We start from the raw sequence: 18984 nt of genomic DNA, 5'->3' as shown, positions 1-18984 counted from the left end.
GAACCTCCGCAAACTTGCAAAGCTCAGACCAATCTCGGCGTGAAGAGCCGAGCAGGAAGACTTCAGCCGCTATTTCCGCCGCGCTTACACATCGACTTTTTCAACAGCATCCGGACAAAGCAGTCACTTGGCGACTGCGGTGCTTCTCTGGAGCTCTGCGTCGCGGCAACAGAGGGTTTCACTCAATGTCGCATTCGGTCAACGGGAATTTCGAGGTGCTGCATGGGCTTTTTCTCGGGTTCCAGCAACAACTGCAAAACGGCTTTGGCTAGAAACCGGCCAGCGTCACTGACATCCTCGAACTCGACGACAATATTCTCACGGAACATTTTCAGGACGGGGATTACTTCTTTTGAATACACGTCGATATCCTCGCCGAGCTTGCGCCCCATCTGTTCAATCGCAACGATTGCCGCAATCGCTGTTTTAGACGACGAACTGACGATTGCATCAACTTCCGACGAGTTCTGTAGCCTGTGTTTTATCCAGTGCCGGAGCTGGTCCGAGGACTGATCGCTGTCAACGTTTTGAGCGATGCGGTAACTCAAGCCTAACCTGCTGCAGGCTTCTTCCAGCCCGCGCTTCATATCTTGCGAATAGTTCTGATTTAGCGGTGGCAGGATCGCATGGATGTTTTCCCGACCTCTTGCAGCCAAACGATTGATCGCCACACGCATGAAAGCGCTGTTGTCATAGTCGTAGTAGGCGTGCCGCTCGCACCATTTTGTCCGTCCATGCGTTGCAAAAGGGAAGTTGTGCTTAAGCAGGTATTCGACGCGCCGGTCTTCGGGTTCGGTCATGTTGAAGATGACGGCATCAGCAGAGCGTGTCTTGACGATATACTCGATGGGCCGCAGCGAATCTTCGTCGGGGAACCAAGGCAGCACGTTGAGATGAAACCTTGTGCCACGCAGTTCCTGCGCAATCGAACTGGTCAATCTTGATGTGTTGTTGATGACGTCGCCCTCGGCGGGAACAACAAGTGAAATAACATTTGTACGTCCGGTTCTTAGACGCACTCCAGCGCGGTTCGGAACGTAGCCGATGGCATCCGCAACGTGGCGAACAAGCTGTTTTGTCTCTTGTCCTATGTCCGGTGCATCGCCCAACGCGCGCGAAACTGTGGCCACCGCTAAGCCACTGATGCGCGAAATGGTTTTCTGCGTCGGTCGCTCTCCCGGCAGAACTTGAGAGACCAACTCTTCAGTACTTAATTGACTGACTTCGGCCACCGTTTTCTTCATCGACCCTCTCCGTTCACCAATAGTTGGCAACTTGCGCAATATGTGTACTTCCATCGCGATCGGCTTCGGCAGTACTCAGATGGATTTATAGCGAGTCAAAAAAAATGCTTGCAAGGTATTTCTGTAACGATATAGATTTTTACTATAACGTTATAGTAAGGGAGGATGACATGAAGCGGATAAAATATCTGCTCTCGGCAACAGCGCTTTTTGTGGCGACAAGCGCGTCGGCAACTGAATTGGAAGTGATGCATTGGTGGACGTCGGGCGGTGAGGCCGAGGCGGTCAAGGAAATCGCGAACGCGTTCAACGCAACAGGCAACACCTGGGTCGATGCAGCCATCGCGGGCGGCGACAACGCAAGGCCGGTCATGATAAGCCGTATTGTTGGCGGAGATCCGATGGGCGCGTTTCAGTTCAATCATGGCAGGCAGGCTGAAGAGCTGATCGAAGCGGGCCTGCTCCGTGACATCACCGACATTGCCGAAGCAGAAGGCTGGACCGATCTGGTAAACCCGCCTTCTCTACTGGCTTCCTGCACTGTTGATGGCCGCATCTACTGCGCGCCTGTCAACATTCACTCCTGGCAGTGGCTCTGGGTCAGCCACAAGGCATACGAAGATGCAGGTGTTCCCATCCCGACAAATTGGACTGAATTCGTAGGCTCGGCCTCCGCGCTCGAAGCCGCGGGCAAGATCCCCATGGCCATGGGTCAGCAGGGCTGGCAGCAGGCCGGTGCGTTCAGTGTTCTGATCGCAAGCCTCTTGCCAAGTGAAGTTTATAACAGCGTATACGGTGACAAGAATACGGATGTTGCTGGTGGTGCCGAAGTCGCCAGCGTCTTCAAAGCTGCTGCCGATGCGCGGTCAATGGCCGCCAACTCAACGGTTCAGAATTGGAACGACGCGACTGCGCTGGTCATCAAAGGCGAAGCCGGTGGCCAGATCATGGGGGACTGGGCGCAGGGTGAAATGGCAGTCGCAAACGTTACCGCTGGCGAGGATTACAGTTGCCTTCCTGGGCTGGGCATGAATCCGCGTCTTTCAACAGGTGGAGATGCATTCTACTTCCCTGTTCTCTCGGACGAAGCCCAGATCGCCGCGCAAACCGAGCTGGCTAAACTGATGCTCGATCCCGAAACGCAAGTGGCCTTCAACCTCAAGAAGGGGTCGCTCCCTGTGCGCGGTGACGTAAACCTGGACGCGGCCAATGACTGCATGGCGAAAGGCCTCGATTTGCTCAAGGCGGGCGCGCTGCTGCCCGACGTGAACCAGTTGATCACGCCAGACACCAACGATCAGCTGAAAACGCTGTTCACAGAGTTCTTTGCGGATGCGTCGATGACACCCGAAGATGCGCAGAAAGAATTCGTCAAGATCATCGGTCGGGCTGAATAAATACTGACAGTGGATTGCGGGCTCACTTGCCCGCAATCCGACACCAACAGTTGAAGGGAGGGGGAGCAGATGGCTTCGCAACGCCCAAACCAACTGTTCCGCAACCTGAACGCAAAAATAGCCTCGATCCCCATGATCGTTACCGCTCTGTTTGTGTTCGTTGGTGGGACAGCCTGGACAGTGGTTTACAGCTTCACCAGTTCGGGATTGCTGCCGCGGCTGAATTGGGTTGGCCTTGATCAATACGACCGCCTCTGGGGTACGAAAAAGTGGCTGGTTGCGATCGAGAATCTTGCAATTTATGGCTTTTGTATGCTCGCTCTGGTGTTCGTGATCGGGTTCATCCTCGCGGCGCTGATCGATCAGAAAATACGTTTTGAAAACACCATCCGCACCGTCATCCTTTACCCCTATGCCCTGAGTTTTGTCGTCACAGGGTTGGTTTGGCAATGGATACTGAACCCTGAATTCGGCATCGAAGCCATCGTCAGGGGAATGGGGTGGCAAAGCTTCGAATTCGACCCGCTTTACAACCCGGAAATCGCCATATTCGGTGTCCTGATTGCCGGGCTCTGGCAAGGCAGCGGGCTGGTTATGGTCCTCATGCTCGCCGGATTGCGCGGGATAGATCAGGATGTCTGGAAAGCCGCACGCGTGGACGGCATTCCCGCATGGAAAACTTATCTGTTCATCGTCATTCCCATGATGCGCCCGGTGTTTATAACGACATTGGTTCTGACAGTAACCGGCATCGTCAAGCTATATGACTTGATCGTCGCGCAAACCAGCGGCGGCCCCGGTATCGCCACCGAAGTTCCCGCCAAATACGTCTACGACATGATGTTTGGCGCAAGCAACCTTGGTCAGGGCTTCGCTGCCTCGACCATGATGCTGCTCACAGTGGCCCTTGTCGTCATCCCTTGGGCCATCCTCGAGTTCGGAGGAGGGAAGAAACATGGTTGATGTCATGTCTACGACGCTCGAGGGGCCGCAGGGGCCCAAACCCACCAAGATGCTTTCGCGGAGAAACATCTTTCTCTATGGTACCTTGCTCGTCGCTGCACTCTACTACGCGCTGCCCCTCTACATCATGGTCGTCACGTCACTGAAGGGAATGCCGGAAATACGCGTCGGGAACATTTTTGCCCCGCCGCTCGAAGTCACATTCGAGCCCTGGGTCAAGGCTTGGTCCGAAGCCTGTACGGGCTTGAACTGTGAAGGCTTGAAGGTCGGTTTCTGGAATTCAGTCAGAATAACAATCCCTTCAGTCCTAATTTCGATCGTCGTCGCATCGGTGAACGGGTATGCCTTGGCGAACTGGCGTTTCAAAGGTGCAAACGCATTCTTCACCATCCTGATATTTGGCGCCTTCATTCCCTATCAGGTGATGCTCTATCCGATCGTCATCATGTTGCGAGAAGTCGGTCTTTATGGATCACTCACCGGGTTGGTCATTGTCCACACGATCTTTGGCATGCCCATTCTGACCCTGCTGTTCCGCAACTACTTTACCTCGTTGCCGGAAGAGTTGTTCAAAGCCGCTCGCGTCGATGGTGCTGGGTTCTGGCGCATCTACTTCCGCATCATGCTGCCGATGTCTGTGCCCATTTTCACCGTCGCCGTGATCCTGCAGGTCACAGGCATCTGGAATGACTTCCTGTTTGGCGTAGTCTACACCGGCCCGGATACTTACCCGATGACGGTACAACTCAATAACATCGTCAATTCCACGCAAGGCGTGAAGGAATACAACGTCAATATGGCCGCGACCATAATTACAGGTCTTGTTCCGCTGACCATCTATTTTGTCTCCGGCAAACTCTTCGTCCGCGGTATCGCGGCCGGCGCCGTCAAAGGGTAAACCCTCATGAGCAACTCAGTTGAAATCAAAAATCTTGATCTGGCGTTCGGTTCGGTCAAAGTGCTGCAAAACCTCAATCTGGAAATCGGCAAAGGCGAGTTTCTAGTGCTTCTCGGCTCGTCCGGTTGCGGAAAATCCACGCTGTTAAACTGTATCGCCGGCCTGCTTGACGTGACCGCAGGTCAGCTCTTTATCAACGACGAGAACGTGACATGGGCGGAGCCTTCCGAGCGCGGTATCGGCATGGTTTTTCAATCCTATGCGCTCTATCCTCAAATGACGGTCGAGGGAAACCTGTCATTTGGTCTGAAAAACGCCAAGCTGCCTAAAGCCGAAATAGCAGCCCGCATCAAACGTGCCGCAGAGATCCTGCAAATCGAATCCTTGCTTAAACGCAAACCGGCCGCTCTGTCGGGAGGCCAGCGTCAAAGAGTTGCCATAGGGCGCGCATTGGTGCGGGACGTCGACGTTTTTTTGTTCGATGAGCCGCTGTCGAATCTGGATGCCAAATTGCGCGCGGACCTGCGTGTCGAGATCAAGCGTTTGCACCAGAACCTTGGAAATACGATGATCTACGTAACCCACGACCAAATCGAAGCCATGACGCTTGCGGATCGTATTGCGATTATGCGCGGCGGTCAGATCATGCAACTGGCATCACCGGAAGAAATCTATGGTCGCCCTGTAAACAAATACGTGGCTGACTTCATTGGATCACCGTCAATGAACTTTCTGGAAGGCCACATCAAAGACGGCGCTTTTGAAACGGGCAACCTTTCGATCCCACTATCGGGGTACGAATTCTCCGCTGGCCCGGCGACAGGTCCTGCGACTTTGGGGATCCGTCCCGAACACATCATCACCGGCGAACTGGTCGGCAAAGCCCCTTTCCAGACAGATGTTTCGGTCAGCCTTATCGAGCCTACAGGATCAGATACACTCGTCGACTGCGAAATTGCCGGTAGCCCGTTCCGCGTCCGTATGGATGGGCAGGCCAAGATCGCGGTGGGCGAAAAACTGCAGCTCGGGCTCGATCTATCAAAGGCCTCGCTCTTCGACACCAAATCCGAACTGCGGCTGTGAGCCAAAAGCGTCCGCCATCATTGAAACAGTCAGACAATCAAAGGATTGAGTTATGCCTGCCATCTCCTATCAGCTTTATTCTTCGCGCAACTGGGACGTGGAGGAAACCTTTGCCATGCTCGCGGATCTGGGGATCAATGAGGTCGAAGGTTTCGGTCCATACTTTGATGATGTTGAAAAGACAAAATCCCTACTCGACGCCTATGGCCTGACCATGCCGACGGCACATTTTGCCTTGGATTTGGTCGAAACCGACCCTGATCGTGTGATCGACGTTGCAAAAAAAATCGGCATTCAAACAATTGTCATCCCGTTTGTGGCACCCGAAAATCGTCCATCCTCGGCGCAGGGGTGGAAGGAATTTGGCGAGCGTCTTGTTTCTGCTAGCAAACCTGTCTTGAACGCAGGTCTTGGCTTTGCCTGGCACAACCACGACTTCGAAATGGTGCCCGTCGACGGTCAGACACCTCTAGATCTGATTGCCGCGGCCTCAGAGGATATCCAGATCGAACTTGATCTCGCTTGGGTAAAATTCAGCGGCGAGGACCCAGTCCAATGGATTGAAAAATACTCAGGACGGCTGGTCGCAGTGCACGTGAAGGACATCGCTCCGGTAGGAGAAAACGCGGACGAAGACGGCTGGGCAGATGTTGGCTATGGCACGATGGACTGGCCTGCGATCAAGCGGGCGATGGATGCTGCTCTCGTGCGACGTTACGTGATCGAGCACGATAATCCCAATGATCACAAGCGGATGGCTCAACGGTCACTCGCAACTGTTCAATCATTCTGAGGAAGAACGCGATGCAGGTATATGGTGTCGGAATAATCGGGTGCGGCAACATCTCGACCGCCTATCTGAATCTTGCGCCTTTGTTCAACTATATTGAAATCCGGGCAGTCGCGGACCTGAACATGGAAACCGCGCAGGACCGGGCTCAAGAGTTCGGCGTCCGCGCGGATACGGTCGAAGGTCTGCTGGCAGCCGACGATATCGACATCATCCTCAATCTCACGATTCCAGCCGCGCATTTCAGTGTCACAACGTCGATCCTCGAAAATGGCAAGCACGCCTATTCGGAAAAACCGTTTGTATTGACCCTTGAGGAAGCTGAAACACTGCGGAAAATGGCGCAAGAACGAAATCTGCGGATCGGATCAGCGCCGGACACTTTCCTGGGCGGTGCCCATCAGGCGGCCCGTGCGGCAATCGACAGCGGCGAGGTGGGCGAGATCATCGGCGGCACATGCCATGTCATGTCGCATGGAATGGAGTCCTGGCACCCGAACCCGGACTTCTTTTTTCAACCAGGCGGCGGCCCAATCCTCGACCTCGGCCCTTACTACATCTCTAATCTTGTGCAGTTGATTGGCCCGGTTAAAGCCGTGACGGCCATGGCTTCGGCAAGCTTTGCTGAACGCGAGATCGGCAATGGACCACGATTGGGTGAAATGGTTCCGGTCGAGATCCCAACAAACGTTCACGCGCTCCTGGAGTTCGAAAACGGCGCTTTGATCACATTTGGGGCAAGTTGGGACGTCTGGGCGCATCGCCACGACAATATGGAGTTATACGGCACCAGCGGCTCTTTGTTCATTCCGGACCCAAATTTTTTTGGTGGCGAGGTGTTGATGTCAAAGGCGCAGGGCGAAATCACACAAGTACCAGACAACAATCATCCATTATCTGTAGCAAATGGTTCGGATGGATCCGGGGTGCATCGTGCCAACTATCGTTGCGCAGGCCTCGCGGAAATGGCTCAGGCTATTCAGGAAAACCGTCCACACCGGTGCAGCCTTGAGATGGCGACCCATGTTGTTGAAGTCATGACCAGCATTTTGGCCTCAGCGCAGGATCGCGGCTGGGCATCCATGACGACGACCTGCGCCCAACCATCTTGGCTTGGCCCCGAACAAGCAGTCCAACTAATGCGGTGAAAACCACAATTTGCGCGATAGACGCAAAGTCAGCAGCTTCCCGCGCGCCGACCATCAGGTGCTAGTCCCTACGATTGTGGAAGCTTTCCGCTGAGTGTTGATTTACTTGTTTGGCCCTTTGTCCGTAGTGCGCTTCTCGCGACACTTTGAACGGGCTGCTTCGGGCTCGAGGCAGACGCTCGCTCAATTCCACTCAATGACTGCAATGCGGACGAATCTACCGTTTGCACCAGTGCGGCACCATCAAATTTTTTGATGGAACGTTTAACGGACAAAAGCGTCCCCTTATTGGGGACGCTCGTTGCGGTGCCAGCTAAATTCTGAGTTGATACACATCAAAGACGCTTCTGGCCTAAGATCATTAAATCATTGGCAGTTCACTTCACTTTTGAGCCAAATAACAGTGGCTGTGAATGAAAGGGGGATTATGTCTTTTGATTTTGCCAGCAAAGTAACAGGGGTGGCAATGTGCATACTCCTAGCCGGCTGTGCTCAGCCAGCGCAAAAAACGGCCATGGTTCCGGGTTCAATTGCACCAACACCAAGTTCGGCGAAATACCACAGTTCAGTCGGAAAGGTGACTGGATATGGTGGGGAAGAAACCAACCCCATGTGGACATCGGAAATATCAAAAGAAGATTTTCAGGCGGCTTTAGAAACTTCTCTTCGTCAAGCTGGAATTTACTCTACTTCAGGCCAGTACACGCTACGTGCTGATATTCTTAGTGTCGAACAACCGCTTGTTGGCTTCGATTTGAAGGTCGCAATGACCGTCCGATACAACATTATTGATACTAATAGCAGGATACTTTTCGACAGAACTATAAAGTCGGAGTACACGGCAGATTTGTCGGAGGCATTTGTTGGCGTTGAAAGGTTGCAAAAAGCTAACGAAGGTGCCGCAAGAGCGAACATTCATTTACTACTAAAGGCATTGGGTTCTACCTCATCCGGTGGACAAATAGGTGCAGTCTCCTGAAGGCTGAGCAGCCTGATCTGACTGGGCCCATTTTTTTGTTCCTTTTGTCCAAAAAGGACGTTGGTTGAAGGTCGGTTGAATGACCGGTCTGCGGACGTAGCGAGCATTCGCTGCATCGGCGCAAGTGTCTGCTTTCAGCGCCTGACGCAGCAACGTTGCAGTTAGACATCAACCTATCTGGGTTGTGGATTCACGCGGGCATGAGCGACGCGAGGATACTATTTGCGTCCTGTCACGACATTCACCGCGTCAGGGTAGATAAGTCTATCGCCCACAACATATGCGTCGAGCATTTCCGCGACCTCTTGAATCAAGGCACTTTGCGAATCTTCTTCGAGCGCGAGAAATGCGCCTGCAATAGGCATAGACGCCAGATGCATGGGAACAAATTCTGGCGCAAGCGGAACATCGATCATCAGCTCTTGCCTCTGAACGGCCACATCCGAGAACCCTTGATCCGAGACCTGTTGTCTTAATTCTTCCGCCGGTGGCGTCTGCCGTTGAGCGCTCTGCTTTTCTGCAATCTCGGGGGAGATGTGGTGGGCAACAGCAGAGCAGAGGGCTTCAGTATAAGCGCTATGCCCATCCCAGATTGAGAATGCCAAACGCCCGCCTGGAACCAGGAGCCGCAAGAACTCACTCAAAGCTTTGGTTTTTTTCGGAAAGTAATGGTAGCCATGCTGCGAAAGAATGACATCGTAAGACCCTGAAGGCAGTCCGCTGCCGCATACATCGCTCTCAATCCATTGAATATCGAGATCACCAGCTAGATCTTTTGCCTTGGCGAGCATTGGCGCGTTGATGTCCAGACCATCGACCTGCCCGCTTGCTCCAACCTTCGACTTAGCAAGTCGGGTCGTCACACCTGTTCCGCAAGCAACATCTAAGACACGTTCCGAAGAAACTAGTGAAGCCTGTTCAACAAGCGCTTCGGCCCACCGGCCAAACCAAAGGGGCACCATGACTTCTTCGTAGATTTTGGGTCCGTTACCTGCCAATTGAAATGTCATGGAAAAACCTTTTGTCGCTTTTTGTGTTAACGACAGCGTATGCGCGTACCCTTTCTCAGGTCAAACCGCCGTTGATTGTGTTGTATTCAGGCTTGTCCTTTGATCCGGACATTCATGCGCCGTGCAGCATTTGTAGAAGTGGGCTCGAAGCAGTCATCCGACGGCATTAGCGATGAGACCGGTTTGTGGTTGCGAGCGGTCATTGGGGCCGCTCTCAGGATTGGTCCGACATCGGCCCTCCCTGCACTATTCAACGAGTTTTCAAGCTTGACGCTGAGGTTCTACCGCCGTCTGACCCTCTCTCGATTGCGCTCCCGACGTTCGATGTTGATCCGGTGGTCCCGGCCCAATGCCCGGTAGAATCCCAGTCCCTTGGACCAGTTCAGAAAGTGGGCAAAACTGTCGACCTGATCGTCGTTTCGCCCGCGTGGAAAGGACTGCAGTTCCCGTTTGAACGCTGACAACCAGGGCGCGTCCGCAGGCAGGTACACCTTGCCCTCTTCGACAGGACCGCACTCGGACTGGAACCGGGTTTCCTTGTCCTTGTCAGGTCTAATGCGTTCATAGCGCCGACGGTCATCACGAAACAATTCGTCCAGAAGCGGTTTGCCGGAGGCCGCATCTTCGATCAGAACTCGATCCGGATCCCAGCGACCGACAAGCTGCAGTGCCTTGGCTTTCAGGTCTGGGTAGTCCACCTGCCCACGCCAGACGTCAAGAAGGTACCACGCGTTTTCGCGGAACCCCCAGGTTGTACAGACCGAGAAGTCGGACCTGGGATCCGCAGACATCCCCGTATCCCAGCTTTGAACGACAAGCTGATACCAGCGGCGATCTTCGATGGTCTCGTAAGTACGGAACCACTCCCAGCGCAGGGGTGACCCGTCGGGAGCAATGGGGTTCTGCTGAAATTGGCAGTTGAACACGGCCGCGCCCATTTCCCGACGCTTCGTATCCAACGTTTGCTGATCCAGGCGCGACGGGCACAGGAGATCGCCAGGTTTGCGGCGCATGACCCTTCCAAGCCCAAGGGGCACCGTCTCATGGTCTTCGGCGATGGCAGGCAGATTCAGATGCCGATAAGTCCCGCGTTCCAGCAGATACCCCGGAGGATCCATCTCGTGCAGCCGTTGTGCAACCATAACCACGCGTCCCTCGGACGGGTTGTCAAAGCGCGACAGCAAAGTCCCCTCTGATACGCGCCAACACTCCAATGACCCCGGCGCCTGGCTCACCGGTCTGCTACAGGACGAAACAGGTGATCGGTTGACGCCAACCCACACCACGCGCAAAGGCCGACGGTTGCGCTATTACGTCTCCAATCGACTGATCTCGGGTGGCAAGGATATCTCCGGCTGGCGACTGCCCGGCCCGGCGCTGGAACACGCAGTCATTGATGTCATCGTCAGACATCTGCAAGACGCAGCCGCGGCGCACCAAGTACTGGCGCAACCGGAGGCCGGGTCAGCCGATGCAGTGCAGACTTCAGTTGCAGATTTAGTAACCCGGCTTCAAGGCCAAGGCGGTCAGGTCGGCGCTGCTCTTCTGGCCAAAGGCAAAATTGCACGAGGACAGATCGACCTCGAATTTAACCCCAAAACTCTGGCAAGCGCACTTGGCATCGCGGCCGATCATCTGCACCCGGATCTCACCCACGTCTCCGCATCTTTCGATCTGCGCCGCCGCGGTGTCGAGGCCAAGATCATCGCTGGAGACATTTCACCCCAACCCGATCCTCACCTCCAGTCCATGCTGCTCCGCGCCCATGGCTGGGCGCGCGATCTGAATGCCGGGATTCAACTGATGTAAATTGCACGCCGTGAAAGTGTTCCCGGCGTATTCATCCGCACCCGCGCCCAGCTCGCGTTTCTCTCCCCGAAGATTCAGGCCGCGATTCTAGACGGGACCCAACCGCCCGAACTCACACTCAAGCGTCTGGTCAGCGTGACCCACCCACTTAATTGGTCCGAACAGGAACGCCAGTTCGGCTTTTGATAGCTTCAGATCCTGCGTCCCTGATACAGGGTTCGCCCTCCCTGATCCGCCGGAACAATTCCCTGTTCCCGCGAGAAAATTCCCTGTTCCGCTTTTTAGGGAATTTGCAACATAAACCTCTGAAAAACATGCAGTTCTGACAGGAGAAATGACCGAACTCAGACCCGTTTCACGAAAATTCCCTGTAAATTGCCGGGTATCAGGGAAATCCAGCCCAAAGCGACCCCGCCAAAATGCGGCACTGAGACTGCGGCCGGAATTGCGCTCTGAATGTACAGTCTGCTCCGTCTCTGATTGAAAGCGCACGCGCCAACTCGCGGAAATTGCGGCACAATTCCGGGTCAGAAAACACAACTGAAGTGAGACGGGTATGGGTGGCGGGGAGACAGGGATTCGAACCCTGGGGACGCTCTCACGCCCAACGGTTTTCAAGACCGCCGCATTCGACCACTCTGCCACCTCCCCGTCGAAGGCAGGGTCTAAGCGCAAGTTCTGCCAGAGGCAAGTCGAAATCGGGATTTCTTGCCGAAGCCCGCGCAGCGGTCTTTCCATGACTCTTCAGCCGCGTTATGATCCCCGAAATAGACCGAAACAGGCTGGCAAGCAGAACCAGCAGACCGGCAGCGGGGTTCCGAGAACGAGACCCCTTCAGGCAAGGGATAAGCAGATGAAGCGAGCGATCATGACACGCCCGGGACCGAAACGGTTGGCGTATCTGGCGTTGACTTTGACAGTTCTGAGCGGGTGTGAGGACATTCTTCAAGAGGCTGAAAAACCTGAAGAAAACTCAAACAAAACCGAACTCCTTCCCGAGGCGGCCTCGGGCTCGCAGCGTGACGTCGAAGCCCCTGATGTTTTTCAGGTCACCGAAGCGGGGCTTTGGGATGGCAGACCCTCGCTGGGCGGGATCTGGGTCGCGTACCCGGATGTTTCACAGCCCGAGCGTGTCGTGATTACGAACACTACGAACAACAAGTCCGTAACAGGGGCCCTGTTCCGACGTGAACGCAACCTGCCCGGCCCGGCACTTCAGGTGTCATCTGCGGCTGCGGAACAGCTCGGAATGCTGGCGGGCGCGCCGACAAAGGTCAGTGTCGTCGCTCTGCGCCGTGAAGTTGTAAAGGAATCACCACCAGAGGACGCGCCCAAACCGGAAGACGAGGCGGCGGATACGGTTGCGGTGTCGGATGCCGCAGCCACCGACGATCCATCCGCGGCAGATAGCGAAAAACCGGCCAAGCCGAAATGGTGGCAAAAGAAGGCGCCAGCGGCAGCAGCTGGTACAGCAGTGGTTGCGGCGGAAGCGGCAAGTTCTGCCAATGAAGCAACCGAAGGTACGGGAACAACCACCGACGCGGCATCAGCCACTGAGGATCCGACAGAGCCCGCTGAAGAAAAACCCGCCAAGCGGAAGTGGTGGCAGAAACAAGAGCCAGCAGCGGCGGCTGCGGGAGCCACCGTGGCTGCGGCGGATGTCGCAACAGACAGTGTGGATGTGGCCGCAGAAGTTGCGGCGGCCGCAGCTGCACCGGCGTTGTCCGATGCGCCTGTCGAAGCCCCCGCTGAAAAACCCGCGAAACGAAAGTGGTGGCAAAAGAAAGACCCCACTGAAATCACCGAAACGCCGCTGGACCCCATCGAAGGCGCGGCAGCCGCGATTGACGCGACCGAAGCGATTCCGACCGCGGCAGCAGCAACAGGCGCTGCGTCTCCGCTGAGCAAACCATTCGTGCAGATCGGGACATTCAGCGTCGAAGCAAATGCCAATGCCGCTGCTGAGAAAGTGCGCCGGAATGGCATGTCGACTGTTGTGCGGGAACTGAAAACCGAAAACAAAACAGTATGGCGGGTCCTGGTTGGCCCTGCCACAACCCGGGCCGAACGCAAAGCCATTCAAAAAGATGTAAAGGATCTTGGTTTCAAAGATGCGTTCACCGTGTCCGACTGATACAGGGAGGCATAACATGCTATCCTCATTGCGAGTTTCTGTTCTGGCCTTTGGGCTTGCCGTGCTGGCAATCCCGGCTCAGGCTTTTGATACATCCGCCCGCGCGGCATATGTGATCGATCAGACCACCGGTACGGTGCTTTTAGCAAAAGACGCTGATCAACCCTTGCCGCCTGCATCCATGTCCAAGCTCATGACGCTGTATGTTGCTTTCGAAGCGCTGCGTGACGGAAGACTGACGCTGGACGAAACCCTGCCCGTGTCTGAACACGCGATGAGCTATGGCGGCTCGACCATGTTTCTGAACACGCAGGACCGGGTTCGGGTCGAGGACCTGCTGCGCGGCATCATCGTTCTGTCAGGCAATGACGCTTGCGTGGTGCTCGCCGAGGCGCTGAGCCCCGACGGGACAGAGGCCGGGTTTTCCCGATACATGACCCAACGCGCCAAGCAGATCGGTATGAACAACTCGAATTTCGCGAACTCGAACGGTTGGCCTGCCGCCGGACATATGATGTCGGTTCACGATCTGGCGGTTCTGGCCGACAGGCTGATTACCGACTTCCCCGAATATTACCCCCTGTTTTCAGAAGAGGAATTCGAATTCGATGGCCGTGCGCCATCGAATGCCCGTAACCGCAATCCGTTGCTGAAACTGAGCATCGGCGCGGATGGCCTTAAAACCGGCCACACGCAGGAGGCCGGATACGGCCTCGTCGGCTCCGCCAAACAGGGCGACCGCCGTGTCATCTTCGTCCTCAGCGGGCTGGACAGCACCGGCCAACGGGCAGAGGAGGCTGAGGCCGTGGTTAACTGGTCGTTTCGAAATTTTGTCGAGAGGACAGTTGCCAACGCGGAAACGCCGATAGCTGAAGCCAAGGTGTGGATGGGCGAGAAAAGGACCGTAGGTCTTGTACCTGACGGCGATCTGACGGTTCTGTTTCCAGTTCTGGGCACACAGAACGTCAAGGCCGAAGTGGTCTATCAGGGTCCCATCAATGCGCCGGTCAAAAAAGGCCAGCAACTGGCCGAGCTTGTCATCAAGCCTGAAGGATTGCCGGAAATAAGACGTCCGCTGGTGGCAGCGGAAGACGTTGCAATTGGTGGATTTGTCGTTCGTATGCTGACCGTTGGTGGCATTGTTCTGAAAGACGTGATCAATAACCCGCTGGAGTCGATGTGACCAGGGCTGGGTTATTTCTGACTTTCGAAGGCATTGACGGATCAGGCAAGTCAACTCAGGCGCGGATGCTGGCAGATCAACTGCGCGCGCAGGGTCATGAGGTCGTTTTGACGCGTGAACCGGGCGGCTCGCCTGGCGCGGAAGAAATTCGTAGTCTGGTGTTGGAAGGTGATCCCGACCGCTGGTCGGCAGAAACGGAAATTCTGCTTTTCACGGCCGCCCGCCGCGACCATCTGGAACGTACGATCGAACCCGCGCTGGCCGCAGGGCAAGTCGTTATCTGCGACCGTTTTGCCGACAGCACACGCATGTATCAGGGCCTATCGCGGGGAGATCTGCGCGGCCTTGTTGATCAGCTGCACAGCCTGATGATCAAGCGCGAGCCTGACTTGACGCTGCTGATCGACATGGACCCCGATACCGGCCTGTCCCGCGCCAAAGGGCGGCAAGGCGCGGAAGAACGGTTCGAAGATTTCGGCCCGGACCTGCAAAAGAAAATGCGGGCGGGCTTTCTGGCGCTGGCCCGTGAGTTTTCTGACCGTTTCCGCGTTGTGGACGGCAACCGGGACATGGACAGCGTTGCACAGGATGTGACAGAAATCGTCCAGGCTGCACTGCGATAGACGATGAATGACGAAATCCCCTCTCCGGATCAGGTGCCTGGTGCGCCGCATCCCCGCGAGACCGCCCAGCTTTTTGGTCAGGATGCAGCGGAACAGGCGTTTCTGACCGCCTTCAACTCGGACCGGCTGCACCACGGCTGGTTGCTGACCGGGCCGCGTGGTGTCGGCAAGGCGACGTTGGCATGGCGGATTGCGCGGTTCTTGCTGGCAACACCTTTGGCAAACGACGGTGGGCTGTTTGGCGCGCCGCCACCGCCAGAGACTCTCGACATTGATCCCAACCACCCGGTGTCACGTCGCATACTGGCCGGGGCCGAGCCGGGATTGGCCGCGATAGCCAGGTCACTGAATGATCAGGGGCGGCTGCGCAACGAAATCGTTGTGGACGACGTCCGAAAGCTGGGAAAGTTCTTTGGCCTGTCCTCTGCCGATGGCGGGCGCCGGGTCGTAATCGTGGATTCGGCGGATGAGATGAATGTCAGCGCCGCCAATGCACTGCTGAAGATGCTGGAGGAGCCTCCGGCGCGCACCACCCTTTTGCTGGTATCGCACCAACCCTCACGCTTGCTGCCAACCATCCGCTCTCGTTGCCGTACCCTACGTCTGGGGCCGCTGAACGCTGGGGATATGCAGGACGCGCTGTCGCAAACCGGGACGACCTTACTGGCGCACCCCGAATATCTCGCCGCATTGGCCGCTGGCTCGGTCGGGCACGCGGTTCGCCTGATCAATCTGGGCGGACTTGAAATCTATGCCGAACTGATTGCCATTCTGGGCACCCTGCCCCGTCTGGACCGGCAGCGCGCACTGGCCCTGGCCGAGGCTGCAGCACAACGCGGCGCGGCCGAGCGCTTTGATCTGCTGCTGACACTGATCGATGTCGCCTTGTCTCGGCTGGCCCTGACCGGGGCAACCGGTGCACCACCGTCCCCCGAAGCCGCCCCGAACGAAGCTGAAACGCTGGCCAGATTGTCGAATTCTACGGATCAGGCTCGTCGATGGGCCGAAGTCGCCGCGACAATCACAGCCCGCGCGCGACATGGTCAGGCGGTGAACCTTGACCCTGCCGCTCTGGTCCTAGATACGGTGTTCAAGATACAGGAAACCGCCGGCCAGGTCAGATGAGCGACACCCCCCAGATCACCGACAGTCATTGCCATCTGGACTTCCCGGATTTTGACGGTCAGTTGAGCGACATCATTTCGCGCGCGGCCGAGGCTGGCGTGACCCGGATGGTGACGATTTGCACCAAGCTGCGCAATGAACCCGCGGTCCGTGCAATTGCCGAAGCCCATGCGCCGGTATTCTACGCCGCAGGGACCCACCCGATGAGTGCCGCAGACGAGCCTATGGTCTCGGTCGATGAATTGGTTGCACTGGCACAACACCCGAAATTTGTAGGCATCGGCGAATCCGGTCTGGATTACCACTATACAGCGGACAGCGCTGAGCTTCAGAAGCAATCACTGCGCATTCATATCGAAGCCGCCCAGCGCACAGGGTTGCCTTTGATCATCCATGCCCGCGCCGCAGACGACGATATGGCCCGAATTCTGGCCGAAGAATATCGCAATGCGCCCTATTCCTGCGTGATGCACTGTTTCTCGTCCTCGGCCGAGTTGGCCAAGGCCGCGCTGGATCTGGGGTTTTATCTTTCCATGTCCGGCATTGCGGCCTTTCCCAAAAGCCAGGAGTTGCGCGACATTTTCGCAAGTACGCCAGTGGATCGCATTCTGGTGGAAACTGACGCGCCCTATCTGGCACCGCCCCCTTATCGTGGCAAGCGAAACGAACCGGCCTATACCGCACATACAGCCCGAAAAGGGGCCGAGCTGTTCGGGCTGGAGTATCCGGCTTTTGCCGCCCAAACTCAGGCGAACTTTGACCGGCTGTTCAGCAAGGCGGCAACGTACAGGGCCGCTGCATGACCGAATTGCGATTTACCATTCTGGGCTGCGGATCGTCAGGCGGCGTACCCCGGTTGGGTGGTCACTGGGGTGATTGCGACCCTGCAAACCCCAGGAACATTCGCCGACGCTGTTCCCTGCTTGTCGAGCGTGACGGCCCCGGCGGCACAACCTCCGTGTTGATTGATACGACCCCGGACATGCGCAGCCAGTTGCTGGACACGGGCACCGGGCGGCTTGATGGTGTGGTCTATACACACTCTCACGCGGATCATGTCCATGGAATCGACGACCTGCGCATGATCGTGTTCAACATGAAAACCCGCGTTCCGGTCTGGGCTGATGGTGATACTCAGAACGCCCTGCTGGGGCGGTTTGGATACGCCTTCATTCAACCCGAAGGGTCACCCTATCCTCCGATCCTCGACCTCAAGTCCATCGACGGGCCGTTCGAAATCGATGGCCCCGGAGGACCCATTCCGTTTCGTCCATTCAAGGTCAATCACGGCTCGATAGATTCTCTGGGCTTTCGAATGGGGCAGCTCGCCTATTTGCCGGATGTTGCCGAAATTTACGACGCCGCATGGCCTGAAATGGAAGGGTTGGAGTATCTCATTATCGACGCCCTGCGCCGAAGCCCTCATCCCACACATGCACATCTGGAAAAAACGCTGGAGTGGATTGGGAAGCTGCAACCAAAACAGGCGATACTGACCAACATGCATATCGATCTGGACTATGCGACCGTCGATGCAGAAACTCCGGACAATATCACCCCCGCCTATGACGGGATGGTGATACATCACGCGTTTCAGGCCCCTGTTCCTTTTGCATAAGATATCGCAGCTTGGCAGCTGCATGGGGGCCAAATGCTGCAAAGCCTGATTGACGTCATTCTTCCTGTCTTTCTTGTGATCGGCGCCGGTTACACGGCAACACGAACAGGTTATTTCAAAGAAAACCATGTCGACGGGCTGATGAGATTTACGCAAGGGTTCGCGATCCCATGCCTGTTGTTTCTGGCCATCGCGCATCTGGACCTCAGCGCCAGTTTCGATCCCCGGCTTTTAGCCAGCTTCTATTCCGCCGCTGCCTTGTGTTTCACCACGGGTCTTTTTGGTGCGCGCATCATTTTCAACCGCGAATGGGAAGACTGCGTGGCAATCGGGTTTTGTTGCCTGTTCTCAAACTCGGTTCTGCTTGGATTGCCGATTACCGAACGCGCTTATGGTCCTGAGAACCTGACAGGCAACTATGCGATTATCGCCTTCCATTCCCCGTTTTGTTACGGCGTTGGGATCACGGTGATGGAGGTTGTCCGCAATCGCGGAAACGGTGGCGCGCGCATGGCACGTTCTGTTCTGTCTGCAATGTTCAAGAACGCGCTGATCCTTGGTATTGCACTGGGGTTCGTGGTCAATCTGTCCGGTTTGACCATCCCGGCTGTGGTGGACGAAGCCCTTGGTCTTATCACTCGGGCCGCCCTGCCCGGCGCCCTGTTTGCACTGGGCGGGGTACTGGTCAAATACAAACCCGAAGGCGATCTGCGAACTATCGCCTTTGTTTGCGCAATCTCGCTGATGCTACATCCCAGCCTAGTGTGGATATTCGGCAAGTCCACGGGGCTGCCGCAGGACCTTTTCCGCTCGGGGGTGTTGAACGCAGCCATGGCGCCCGGGTTTAACGCCTATATCTTTGCCAATATGTATGGCCGCGCCAAGCGGGTCGCAGCTTCTTCTGTTCTCATTGGGACAGCCACATCCATCCTGACTGTCTGGCTTTGGCTAACGGTTCTGGGCTAACAGTAGTGTTGACT

Annotated in this window: 18 protein-coding genes and 1 tRNA gene; 15 read left to right on the top strand and 4 right to left on the bottom strand. The window is 56.0% G+C overall.

Going from position 1 to position 18984, the window contains the following annotated elements; translation table 11 throughout:
• Positions 1 to 182 precede the first annotated feature (182 nt).
• Positions 183 to 1244, bottom strand: coding sequence for a LacI family transcriptional regulator (locus ACR0BF_RS08035; RefSeq protein ID WP_480624639.1), 1062 nt, complete (start codon positions 1242 to 1244; stop codon positions 183 to 185).
• 170 nt (positions 1245 to 1414) lie between these two features.
• Here ACR0BF_RS08035 and ACR0BF_RS08030 point away from each other — a divergent pair, with 170 nt between their 5' ends.
• The 7 genes from ACR0BF_RS08030 to ACR0BF_RS08000 all read left to right on the top strand — a co-directional run bounded on the left by ACR0BF_RS08030 (position 1415) and on the right by ACR0BF_RS08000 (position 8502).
• Positions 1415 to 2641 carry an ABC transporter substrate-binding protein gene (locus ACR0BF_RS08030; RefSeq protein ID WP_480624638.1) on the top strand — a complete coding sequence of 409 codons (1227 nt, stop codon included), beginning with the start codon at positions 1415 to 1417 and terminating at the stop codon, positions 2639 to 2641.
• 69 nt (positions 2642 to 2710) lie between these two features.
• On the top strand, positions 2711 to 3604 hold the full coding sequence (locus ACR0BF_RS08025; RefSeq protein WP_170387234.1) for a carbohydrate ABC transporter permease: 894 nt from the start codon (positions 2711 to 2713) through the stop codon (positions 3602 to 3604).
• Positions 3597 to 4502 carry a carbohydrate ABC transporter permease gene (locus ACR0BF_RS08020; RefSeq protein WP_170387236.1) on the top strand — a complete coding sequence of 302 codons (906 nt, stop codon included), beginning with the start codon at positions 3597 to 3599 and terminating at the stop codon, positions 4500 to 4502. The genes ACR0BF_RS08025 and ACR0BF_RS08020 overlap by 8 nt, the downstream gene beginning before the upstream one ends.
• Before the next feature lie 6 nt (positions 4503 to 4508).
• Positions 4509 to 5585, top strand: a complete 1077-nt coding sequence (locus tag ACR0BF_RS08015) for an ABC transporter ATP-binding protein (RefSeq protein ID WP_480624637.1) — start codon at positions 4509 to 4511, stop codon at positions 5583 to 5585.
• A 52-nt stretch (positions 5586 to 5637) separates the two neighbouring features.
• Positions 5638 to 6378, top strand: coding sequence for a sugar phosphate isomerase/epimerase family protein (locus ACR0BF_RS08010; protein ID WP_170387240.1), 741 nt, complete (start codon positions 5638 to 5640; stop codon positions 6376 to 6378).
• An 11-nt stretch (positions 6379 to 6389) separates the two neighbouring features.
• On the top strand, positions 6390 to 7523 hold the full coding sequence (locus ACR0BF_RS08005; RefSeq protein ID WP_480624636.1) for a Gfo/Idh/MocA family protein: 1134 nt from the start codon (positions 6390 to 6392) through the stop codon (positions 7521 to 7523).
• A gap of 427 nt (positions 7524 to 7950) precedes the next feature.
• The gene (locus tag ACR0BF_RS08000; protein ID WP_480608323.1) at positions 7951 to 8502 is read left to right on the top strand and encodes a hypothetical protein; all 552 of its coding nucleotides are present in this window, start codon (positions 7951 to 7953) and stop codon (positions 8500 to 8502) included.
• 218 nt (positions 8503 to 8720) lie between these two features.
• Here ACR0BF_RS08000 and ACR0BF_RS07995 read toward each other — a convergent pair whose 3' ends face one another.
• Positions 8721 to 9512, bottom strand: a complete 792-nt coding sequence (locus tag ACR0BF_RS07995; protein ID WP_480624635.1) for a class I SAM-dependent methyltransferase — start codon at positions 9510 to 9512, stop codon at positions 8721 to 8723.
• A 281-nt stretch (positions 9513 to 9793) separates the two neighbouring features.
• Positions 9794 to 10654 carry a phage terminase large subunit gene (terL, locus tag ACR0BF_RS07990; protein WP_480624634.1) on the bottom strand — a complete coding sequence of 287 codons (861 nt, stop codon included), beginning with the start codon at positions 10652 to 10654 and terminating at the stop codon, positions 9794 to 9796.
• Between the two features lie 124 nt (positions 10655 to 10778).
• Here terL and ACR0BF_RS07985 point away from each other — a divergent pair, with 124 nt between their 5' ends.
• On the top strand, positions 10779 to 11321 hold the full coding sequence (locus ACR0BF_RS07985; protein WP_480624633.1) for a hypothetical protein: 543 nt from the start codon (positions 10779 to 10781) through the stop codon (positions 11319 to 11321).
• A gap of 561 nt (positions 11322 to 11882) precedes the next feature.
• Here ACR0BF_RS07985 and ACR0BF_RS07980 read toward each other — a convergent pair.
• Positions 11883 to 11972: transfer RNA gene (locus ACR0BF_RS07980), tRNA-Ser, on the bottom strand.
• Positions 11973 to 12174: 202 nt separating this feature from the next.
• Between ACR0BF_RS07980 and ACR0BF_RS07975 the strand changes: the two genes are divergently transcribed.
• The 7 genes from ACR0BF_RS07975 to ACR0BF_RS07945 are packed head-to-tail and all read left to right on the top strand — an operon-like array spanning position 12175 to position 18970.
• Positions 12175 to 13455: an SPOR domain-containing protein gene (locus ACR0BF_RS07975; RefSeq protein WP_480493853.1), complete on the top strand. Its 1281-nt coding sequence runs from the start codon at positions 12175 to 12177 to the stop codon at positions 13453 to 13455.
• Between the two features lie 16 nt (positions 13456 to 13471).
• The gene (locus ACR0BF_RS07970) at positions 13472 to 14638 is read left to right on the top strand and encodes a D-alanyl-D-alanine carboxypeptidase family protein (protein WP_480624632.1); all 1167 of its coding nucleotides are present in this window, start codon (positions 13472 to 13474) and stop codon (positions 14636 to 14638) included.
• Positions 14635 to 15261: a dTMP kinase gene (tmk, locus tag ACR0BF_RS07965; protein ID WP_480476142.1), complete on the top strand. Its 627-nt coding sequence runs from the start codon at positions 14635 to 14637 to the stop codon at positions 15259 to 15261. The genes ACR0BF_RS07970 and tmk overlap by 4 nt, the downstream gene beginning before the upstream one ends.
• Positions 15262 to 15264: 3 nt before the next feature.
• Complete coding sequence (locus tag ACR0BF_RS07960) at positions 15265 to 16386, top strand: DNA polymerase III subunit delta' (protein WP_480624631.1); 1122 nt, start codon at positions 15265 to 15267, stop codon at positions 16384 to 16386.
• Positions 16383 to 17189, top strand: coding sequence for a TatD family hydrolase (locus ACR0BF_RS07955; protein WP_480604345.1), 807 nt, complete (start codon positions 16383 to 16385; stop codon positions 17187 to 17189). Before ACR0BF_RS07960 ends, ACR0BF_RS07955 begins: the two co-directional genes overlap by 4 nt.
• On the top strand, positions 17186 to 18004 hold the full coding sequence (locus ACR0BF_RS07950; protein WP_480624630.1) for an MBL fold metallo-hydrolase: 819 nt from the start codon (positions 17186 to 17188) through the stop codon (positions 18002 to 18004). The genes ACR0BF_RS07955 and ACR0BF_RS07950 overlap by 4 nt, the downstream gene beginning before the upstream one ends.
• A gap of 33 nt (positions 18005 to 18037) precedes the next feature.
• Positions 18038 to 18970, top strand: a complete 933-nt coding sequence (locus tag ACR0BF_RS07945) for an AEC family transporter (protein ID WP_480476134.1) — start codon at positions 18038 to 18040, stop codon at positions 18968 to 18970.
• Positions 18971 to 18984 lie beyond the last annotated feature (14 nt).

The sequence above is a fragment of the Ruegeria sp. AG7 genome (assembly GCF_056541545.1).
This window is presented reverse-complemented; position numbering and strand designations above follow the sequence as displayed.

Coding starts and splice junctions, on each gene's coding strand:
- ACR0BF_RS08035 (WP_480624639.1), bottom strand. CDS start 1,244: ATGAAGAAAACGGTGGCCGAAGTCAGTCAATTAAGTACTGAAGAGTTG.
- ACR0BF_RS08030 (WP_480624638.1), top strand. CDS start 1,415: ATGAAGCGGATAAAATATCTGCTCTCGGCAACAGCGCTTTTTGTGGCG.
- ACR0BF_RS08025 (WP_170387234.1), top strand. CDS start 2,711: ATGGCTTCGCAACGCCCAAACCAACTGTTCCGCAACCTGAACGCAAAA.
- ACR0BF_RS08020 (WP_170387236.1), top strand. CDS start 3,597: ATGGTTGATGTCATGTCTACGACGCTCGAGGGGCCGCAGGGGCCCAAA.
- ACR0BF_RS08015 (WP_480624637.1), top strand. CDS start 4,509: ATGAGCAACTCAGTTGAAATCAAAAATCTTGATCTGGCGTTCGGTTCG.
- ACR0BF_RS08010 (WP_170387240.1), top strand. CDS start 5,638: ATGCCTGCCATCTCCTATCAGCTTTATTCTTCGCGCAACTGGGACGTG.
- ACR0BF_RS08005 (WP_480624636.1), top strand. CDS start 6,390: ATGCAGGTATATGGTGTCGGAATAATCGGGTGCGGCAACATCTCGACC.
- ACR0BF_RS08000 (WP_480608323.1), top strand. CDS start 7,951: ATGTCTTTTGATTTTGCCAGCAAAGTAACAGGGGTGGCAATGTGCATA.
- ACR0BF_RS07995 (WP_480624635.1), bottom strand. CDS start 9,512: ATGACATTTCAATTGGCAGGTAACGGACCCAAAATCTACGAAGAAGTC.
- terL (WP_480624634.1), bottom strand. CDS start 10,654: ATGGTTGCACAACGGCTGCACGAGATGGATCCTCCGGGGTATCTGCTG.
- ACR0BF_RS07975 (WP_480493853.1), top strand. CDS start 12,175: ATGAAGCGAGCGATCATGACACGCCCGGGACCGAAACGGTTGGCGTAT.
- ACR0BF_RS07970 (WP_480624632.1), top strand. CDS start 13,472: ATGCTATCCTCATTGCGAGTTTCTGTTCTGGCCTTTGGGCTTGCCGTG.
- ACR0BF_RS07960 (WP_480624631.1), top strand. CDS start 15,265: ATGAATGACGAAATCCCCTCTCCGGATCAGGTGCCTGGTGCGCCGCAT.
- ACR0BF_RS07955 (WP_480604345.1), top strand. CDS start 16,383: ATGAGCGACACCCCCCAGATCACCGACAGTCATTGCCATCTGGACTTC.
- ACR0BF_RS07950 (WP_480624630.1), top strand. CDS start 17,186: ATGACCGAATTGCGATTTACCATTCTGGGCTGCGGATCGTCAGGCGGC.
- ACR0BF_RS07945 (WP_480476134.1), top strand. CDS start 18,038: ATGCTGCAAAGCCTGATTGACGTCATTCTTCCTGTCTTTCTTGTGATC.